The 7719-nt window shown below is 60.2% G+C and carries 8 protein-coding genes; 1 reads left to right on the top strand and 7 read right to left on the bottom strand.

Features of this window, described 5'->3' with window-relative positions; genetic code table 11:
• Positions 1 to 16: 16 nt before the first annotated feature.
• The 4 genes from aroQ to NW857_RS11605 form a co-directional block, all read right to left on the bottom strand.
• Positions 17 to 514, bottom strand: coding sequence for a type II 3-dehydroquinate dehydratase (gene aroQ, locus NW857_RS11620; RefSeq protein ID WP_414335700.1), 498 nt, complete (start codon positions 512 to 514; stop codon positions 17 to 19).
• Complete coding sequence (locus NW857_RS11615) at positions 492 to 623, bottom strand: hypothetical protein (RefSeq protein WP_414335702.1); 132 nt, start codon at positions 621 to 623, stop codon at positions 492 to 494. Before NW857_RS11615 ends, aroQ begins: the two co-directional genes overlap by 23 nt.
• Before the next feature lie 112 nt (positions 624 to 735).
• Complete coding sequence (locus NW857_RS11610; RefSeq protein WP_414369007.1) at positions 736 to 2685, bottom strand: acetate--CoA ligase family protein; 1950 nt, start codon at positions 2683 to 2685, stop codon at positions 736 to 738.
• Positions 2686 to 3405: 720 nt separating this feature from the next.
• Entirely contained in the window at positions 3406 to 3555 is a 150-nt protein-coding gene (locus NW857_RS11605) for a hypothetical protein (protein WP_414335704.1), read from the bottom strand.
• A gap of 135 nt (positions 3556 to 3690) precedes the next feature.
• Here NW857_RS11605 and NW857_RS11600 point away from each other — a divergent pair, with 135 nt between their 5' ends.
• Positions 3691 to 4935 carry an Era-like GTP-binding protein gene (locus NW857_RS11600; RefSeq protein ID WP_414335705.1) on the top strand — a complete coding sequence of 415 codons (1245 nt, stop codon included), beginning with the start codon at positions 3691 to 3693 and terminating at the stop codon, positions 4933 to 4935.
• Here NW857_RS11600 and lipA read toward each other — a convergent pair.
• From lipA to NW857_RS11585, 3 genes are all read right to left on the bottom strand, one after another.
• Entirely contained in the window at positions 4932 to 5786 is an 855-nt protein-coding gene (lipA, locus tag NW857_RS11595; protein WP_414336742.1) for a lipoyl synthase, read from the bottom strand. The genes NW857_RS11600 and lipA overlap by 4 nt on opposite strands.
• A 123-nt stretch (positions 5787 to 5909) precedes the next feature.
• Positions 5910 to 6407, bottom strand: a complete 498-nt coding sequence (locus NW857_RS11590) for a DUF4079 domain-containing protein (protein ID WP_414335709.1) — start codon at positions 6405 to 6407, stop codon at positions 5910 to 5912.
• Between the two features lie 51 nt (positions 6408 to 6458).
• On the bottom strand, positions 6459 to 7475 hold the full coding sequence (locus NW857_RS11585; protein ID WP_414335710.1) for a phosphotransferase enzyme family protein: 1017 nt from the start codon (positions 7473 to 7475) through the stop codon (positions 6459 to 6461).
• Positions 7476 to 7719: the final 244 nt, after the last annotated feature.

The raw sequence follows: 7719 nt of genomic DNA, 5'->3' as shown, positions 1-7719 counted from the left end.
GGACAGTTGCGGGCACCTACGCCGATTGCAGGCGCAGGTGCTGCACCAGAGCTTGTAATCCCAACAGATAGCTTTGCGCCCCAAAACCGCTGATTTGCCCAACCGCTACGGCGGCAATGTAGGAGTGCTGCCGGAAGGACTCGCGGCGGTGGATGTTGCTCAGGTGAACTTCCACGGTGGGCAGTCCCACGGCGGCAATGGCATCTCGGAGGGCAATGCTGGTGTGGGTGTAGGCGCCGGGGTTGATCAAAATACCGGCATGGCGCTGGCGCGCGTGGTGAATGGCATCGATGAGCACCCCTTCATGGTTGGACTGCAGAATTTCCAATCTTGCCCCCAGCCTTTCTGCCTGCTGATGCAGAGCCTGATCGAGCTGCTCCAAGGATACCGAGCCGTAAATGCCCACCTCGCGCACTCCCAGCAGGTTGAGGTTGGGGCCGTGCAACACCAGCAGGCTCAGGGTCTCGCCGCCGGTGGCAATGGCAGTCGGATTAACGACGACGATGGGATCCATTTTCTACCGGAATGGGTGCCGGTTGGGGCTGAGGATGGCCTAGCAGGGTATCGATCACCCGTTCTACCCATTCGCGGAGCTTTTCCAGGACTTTTTCTACCCAATCCATCCGACCTGCCTCTTGCGGTTTTACCAAGGTAGCCTACTCATTGGACTTCTATGATAGCGTTTCTTGCCGAGGGGTGCAGGGTTAGCCTTTTTCCCAACAGGGATCCCTCGCCTCAGCCAGACCAGTTCTTCAGCATCTGGCTGAGGGTTCTGCAGATGATCCGCAGAGTCATGGATCGCAGCAGGATCCCCATCTGCAGGTCTGTTCCTGGCAGCTCAAACCGCTCCACCTGGCCGGCCACCGTCAACGTTAGGGTGGACTCCCGTTGCAAGAACAGGGCACCGTCGGGGTTGAGCTGCCGCTTCAGGGTTTGCAGCTCTTTATCGGAGGGATCCCGCAGCACCACCAAGTCGCTGCCTTCGTAGGCCAAGCCCTCCCGCTCCAGGGTCTCTTCGTCGGCTTCTGCCAACAGCAGATCCAGGTGGGGATGGCGCAGCAGGGTTTTCGCCTGGCGAAAGAGGCTGCCGTTCAGGGGCCTAAAGCTGTGGTTCAGCAGCACGCCCTCCCGACAGACGCATCCTACCCATCTGCCGGGACGGTGGGACAGAATGTGCTCCACCAGGGTGTGCGCCTCGGCCAAGGTAAGGCGGTTGAAGGTCAAAATTGGGATGCGGGCCGTCTTGGGGAACAGGTGGTCGAGGATCGCCCCTGGCACATCCACGCCCGTGCCCATCGCCGGCTTTTGGTGCATGAGCACACCCGGTGCGGCATTGATCTCGATAATGCCCAGGGATCCCTCTTTCCAGGAGCGCTCTAGGCTGGTGGCGATGACATCGATGCCCAAGCACACCAGCGAGAACTGCTGGGCAATGGTTTGGGCCAAAACCACGTTGTCGGGATGGACGGTGGCCGTGACATCGCGGCTCACCCCCCCCGCCGAAAGATTGGACACCTTGCGCAGGTAGACCGTCCGCCCTGGTTCCAGCACGCTGTCCGCCGTCAGGCCCTGCTCCGCCAGAAAGCGCTCCATCGCCTCGTCCCACTGGATCGGCCCCAGCGGAGAAGTGGGGGTATCCCAGCGGGCGGGATCCCGGTTGGCCTGCTCGATCAGTTGCCCAATGCTGCTGTGGCCATCGCCGGTTACCGAGGCCGGGCGTCGTTCTGTGGCCGCCACAAAGCGCCCGCCCACACACAACAGGCGAAAATCGCTGCCCTGCAGATGCTTTTCCAGGATCAGCCGGATCGGCTGCTCAGGGGGAATGGCTGCCACCGCTGCACTGTAGGCAAAGGCCAATTCTTCTGGGGTTTGAATGCCTGCTGTCACCCCGATCCCCTTGTGGCCGGCCACCGGCTTGAGCACCACCGGATAGCCGATTTCCTGCGCCAATGGCAAAGCCTCTGCCAAAGAAGTAACCACCTCCCCCTGGGGCACGGGGAACCCTTGCGCCGCCAGAAAGGCCTTGCAATCGTCTTTGCGGGTGGTGAAGTCAGAGTCGAGATGGCTGTCGCAGTGAAAGGTGGTGGCCACCCCTCGCACTTGGTTGCGCCCATAGCCATACTGCATGACCCCTTCATCCCACAGGTAGCAGGCAGGGATCCCGCGTTCGTGCGCAGCCCGCAAGAGGGCATAGACCGTCGGCCCGCCGTACACCGAGTCGCGAAACAGTTGCTGCAGGCGACGCATCTCCCCCTCAACGTCGAAGGGCTCCCCCTGGGCGATGGCCTCCAGCCAATCCCAGGCAAAATAGACCGCAGCACGAGTGGTACGCCCGTGCAAGGTCTGCACCGCAATGCGCACGTACTCTGGAAACGGGTGACAGCTCCACCGCTGCAAGTGCAGATCCATCTGCAGCCGGTTCACCTCCGCCACCAGCCGAGCAAACAAATGGGCATAGGAAGGATAGGATCCCTCCTGCAAGGAGGGAAAATAGGAGCAGACCTTGGACAGGTAGGCCTCAATAGGCAGCGGCTGGGGGCACTGGGTGAGGGCAAAGTCGAAGGTGAAAGCGGCTGTATCCAGGTAGGGGTTGGGGCCGAGATAATGCTTCAGGTTGAAAATGTCGAAAGCATCCGACTCGCGCGCGTTGATGCGGGGCACGCCCGCCGCCTCCTGCAAAACCATAGCCGGCCTCAAGGGAAAAAGAACACCAGCCTCAGCTCCGGGAAAACCTGACCCTCCCGGCTTAGGCCGCTTCCATTATTCCCGATCCAACCCCCCTCCCCGCAGCACAAGGGATCCCGTGCAGCCTTTCGTCATGCCGCTCCCCAACCCCCCTCTCCCAGAGGGAGAGGGGCTGGGGGTGAGGGAAGCGGCTTGGATTGACACTCCCTCCGACTGAAGTCGGGGGATTCTTACGCAGTCCACAAACGGACTCGCAAAGGCGTTGTCAAGACGCCCCTAGACAGTCACTTGAGGCAAAACCTCAAGATTCTGCTTACTTTTCGTTCCTTCTCGTTCCCCAATGCACGGATCGGGTTTTTCACCGTAGTAGGTGCTTGGGAACGATAAGTTGACGAGCATTATTAGTAGTAGAGCAACTAAACTTGCCTACGGGCTTCTCGTCCCCGCGCTAAAGTGCGGGGCTACCAAGCTGTCCTGATGTGTCTTCATTGGGTTTGAGATATAGCTTTTTCCGAACTTTATGGGAGCTCTGTAGCCAAGCGGGAGCCTTACCTACGCAAGAGATCGATCCACATGACTGCAGCAGATAACGCCGGAAAAAGCTGCAGGTAACCGCCCGCCAGCCCTTAAATCCCCTCCCCTTTGCTTGTGGCAGCGCAGAGGGGTAGGGAGGTGTCTCAGACTTATTCGGAATTAGCAACGACCAACCTGCCCATCCGACTAATGAAGGGCGCTCAGGAGCACAACATCCGCAACCAACAGCGCCCCGGCAAAGGCCAGCAGGCTGCGCACGATCTGGCGCTCTTGCTTAGAACGATGGGATCCACCGATGCGGAGCCATTTCAGAGAGGGGGAAAGGCGATACAGCATAGGAAAGCCAGCAGAAGCCTAAAGCCATCATGCCCTATTCTGTGAGCCAGGCGGTTCCCCACGCTGGGGGGGAGAAACGGCTGGCCCTGGGGTGCAATTCCCTCTAGAGTGAGGGTTAGTCCTTTGCCCCTGTCTATGACCCCTCCTCTCGCCCAAGCCGAAACGGTTTTGCACAGTTGCTGGGATCACTGGCAATCTCTGGCCAGGCGTCAGGATGTGCAGCCGGAGTTGAGAGCTTTATCAGCTTTGCGCAAGCGCCTCACCGCCCGCCTGTTTGCCATTGCGGTGTTCGGGCTGGTCAACCGCGGCAAGTCAGCCGTTCTGAATGCCCTGATCGGCGAGGCGCGGCTGGAGGTAGGGCCCCTGAATGGGGTCACCCAACGGCCCCAATCTCTGCTGTGGCAACCGGATCCGGAGATCCCTTGGCGGGTGAGGCTGGTGGATACTCCGGGTTTGAACGAAGTAGAAGGCGCAGCCCGCGAACAGTTGGCCTGGGACGTGGCCCGCTCGGCAGATTTGATCTTGTTTGTCATCGCCACCGACCTAACCCAGTTGGAATACCAAGCCCTGTTGGAGCTGCGCACCCTGCACAAGCCCATCCTGCTGGTGTTGAACAAGTGCGATCTCTATTCAGAAGCCGAATTGCAGGCGATTCGCGCCCAGATCAGCCGCCACCTGGGCTGGGTGTCGCCGCAGGAGATCCTGACCGTCGCCGCTTGCCCAAAACCTCTGAAAGTGCGCACCCACTGGCCGGATGGCCGCATCACCCTGGAGTGGGAACGGCCCGCACCCCAAATTGAGACTCTGCGGGGGCGCATTGTGGAGATTTTGCAAACGGAGGCGGGCTCCCTCCTGGCCTTGAACGTCTTGAGGCGGCTGGATTGGGTTCAGGCCCAGATTCTGGAAAAACAATGGCAGCATCACGCCCGCTTTGTAGAGCAATGGGGCAAGGTTGTTGCCCTCGGCAAGGGGATCGCGGTGGGCCTGGCGCCGCTGGGGTGGGATTTGCTGCTGGCCCCGCTGCTGGATGGCCTGTGGCTGTTGGGCTTGGGGGTACGCTTGCATCTGCCCTGGGAAGCCCTATGGAAGGCGCTGGTCTCTTTTCGCGAAGGGCTGGGGCGACCGCTGCTGCTCAATGGGGCGCTGCTGCTGTGCGCCGAAGGGATGAGCTCCTGGCTGTGGGGAGACTGGGGCAACGGCCTTTTGCCGGGTTTGGTGGCGGGGGCAAGTTTATACCGCCTGGGATCCCTGGCGCCGCAGGCGCTCAGCCGGTTTGCGGCCCAAGCCTTCGGTCTAGGGGCAGGTCTTCATGCCCTGCTCGGACGGGAAAAGCCGGCTACGACAGACGGCGCACCGCCTTTGCCCAGTTCTCTCGCCTAGTTCTGCACCATTTCAGCAGCGTGGTAGGAGCTGCGCACCAATGGCCCGGAGCGCACCTGGCGAAACCCCATCTCACGGGCGATCTGGCCCAGCTCGGCAAACTCCTCCGGCGTCCAGTAGCGCTCCACAGGGCGGTGGGCCAAGGAAGGCTGCAAATATTGCCCCAGGGTGAGCCGGTCGCACCCCACCGCCAGCAGATCCCGGAAGGTTTCCAGCACTTCTGCGCGGGTTTCCCCATGCCCCAGCATCAGGCCGGACTTGGTGGGCAGGCCGGGATCCAGCTCCTTCACCGTTCGCAAAACCCGCAAGGATAGGTCGTAGCCGGAGCTGCGCCGCACCGCCTGCGACAGCCGCCGCACGGTTTCGATGTTGTGGTTGTAGCAGACGGGCTGAGCGGCCACCACACGGGCAATGCAGTCGCGATCGCCGCGAAAGTCGGGGGTGAGCACCTCGATCTGGGTGCCGGGGCAGCGCCGCCGGATCGCCTGCATCACCTCCACGAAGCGACCGGATCCCTGGTCGGGCAGGTCGTCGCGGGCTACCGAGGTGAGCACCACATAGCGGAGACCCAGCAGCTCAACCGCCTCGGCCACCTTTTCCGGCTCTGCGGGATCCAACGGTGCAGGCCGCCCACCGGCCACCTGACAAAACGAACAGGCGCGGGTGCAGATCCCGCCCATGAGCAGAAAGGTGGCGGTCTTTTGGCTGTAGCACTCCGCCCGATTGGGACAGCGCCCCTCTTCGCAGATGGTGTGCAGGCCCCGCTGCTTGACCACCTGCTGCACCGCCGAGATATCGCTGGCCTTGCCGATGGAACGCTTGACCCAACTGGGAAGAGGGCTGACAGACATGAGAAAACCGTTGACTGGGGCTAAGTACCTGGAGAAAGCGTCCCTCTCCAACCCAAGGAGAGGGAGACAGCGTCTATTTTGACATGGACGCCTTCTCTGGCAACTGCCTCTGCCCAAAGCGGGTCAGGCTACCTGAGGGGCGGTCAGCATCTGGTTGACGATGCGCTGCACAATCTGAAAGCCGGTCACCGCCTGCCAACCCAAGATCGCCAAAATCACCGCGTTAAGCATCAGGTGAACATTGCGGGCCCAAACCTTCTGGCCATCCTTCATCAGCGGCGCCAAAGCCGCCGAGCTGGCCACCAAGGCGACAATGCCCAAGCCGGCCAGCAGGTGAGGCCCGACAAACAGCTTGCCGTTGTTGAGGTAGGTGACCCCCATGCCGCCCAGGGCTCCGAACACCATGAACACCAGAAACAGGGATCCGGCCAGGAAGTGCCGCTGAGCAAACTTCCCTTTGATCAGCTCCTTGCGTTCTTCTGCCGAGGCGGTGCGCACCCGCCGCGCCTGTAGCCCCAGGTAGAGGGCATACAGAGCCAGGGCAAAGGCCAAAATCATCAGCACAGGGTGAAAAAAAGGCAGTGCCAATTCCAACCAGCGGGGAAGTTGAAGGCTGCTCATAGGGATCGCGCAACGAAGAGGAAGCTGCTTCTAAATTAACATAAATTTAAATTAACCGAAAGCCAATTCCCTTGCTGCTGCAACGAGGGCGCGCATGGGCTCCAGCAGTTGGGGCGCCATCTGGGTGAGGTCTTGATACAGGCAAATTTGCTGTTGGCAGCGGGCTAGGTTATGGGCTTTGCGACTTGGGTACCGCTGCGGATCCCAATTCCAGTAGCAGTCCTCGAACCAATCCTGCAGAAAGCGGATCCCCAATTCCAGGGTAATCAGTTGGATCCCTTGGATGATGAGTTCTGGTTGTAGGGTGTGCAGGTTGCCGGTTTGGGCATAGCCCCGCAACCCCGCCAGGATCGCCTTGGGCTGAAAGGTATTGCCTCGTTTACCCCAGGAGCGCAAAGCATCTCCCAGTTCAACGTAGAGGTTGTGATACATAAAGGTGTCCAGATCCACCAGACCCACAAATCGCCCCTGCTCGTCGAACAAAAAGTTGTTGAACTTGAGATCGCCATGGATGATCTGCGTTGGGATCCCTGAGGGCAGCAAAAGGTGCGGCACAGTTTCGATTAAAAATTGCCATTCTGCTCGCACTTCTGGCGCCGGGTCGCGCTGGCGGAGCTGTTGCCAAAGGTGGGCCGTGTCGTGAAAATGCGGGATCTGGAAGCGAAAGCGATATTGCCACTGGGCCAAGAGCCGGTGCAAGCGTCCAACAGCTGCCCCTGCCTCTTCCAGGTAACTCCCATCGGGCGGGGTTGAATGCGAGGATCCCGGCAGACACTCCATAACCCGCCACAGCCCTTCTGCCCAGCTCAAATGCAGGGATCCATCCCGAGCGCGGCGAAATTGGGGCACGGGGAAGCCTTGTTGCCTTAGCCATTGGCCGACGGCTTGACCGTCTTCGGTGGCAGCAGGATCCAAACGGGGATGAAGGCGCTGGGCAATGAAGGATCCCTCAGAGGTATTGAGTTTCCAGGTCTGGTGAATGAGGCCCACTCGGATGGCTTCGGGTGGATCCGGATCCCCCAGTTGAAAGTGCTGGACAAGGGGATCCAGCCAAGTCAAGTCAAGCATAGGCCAGGAAAAATTAAAGTTCTATGGAAGTTGGTCGGCGTTGGGGCATTTGCCCTCCTCAATAAGTAGGGTAAGCCGTTCGGGTTGTGCAGCTTTTTTTCGACTAAACCTGCTACAGTCGCAGCCTTTTTGCCGGTCAGAACCCTCTGCCCAATTGACCGCGAACTCAGGTGTCGTTCTAGCAAACCTGTGAAAGAGACCTATTTGCTACCTTAATGAAGGTTGCTGGCCGGACAATCGTCAG

The sequence above is a fragment of the Synechococcus sp. H55.9 genome (assembly GCF_047462355.1).
GTDB lineage: Bacteria > Cyanobacteriota > Cyanobacteriia > Thermostichales > Thermostichaceae > Thermostichus.
This window is presented reverse-complemented; position numbering and strand designations above follow the sequence as displayed.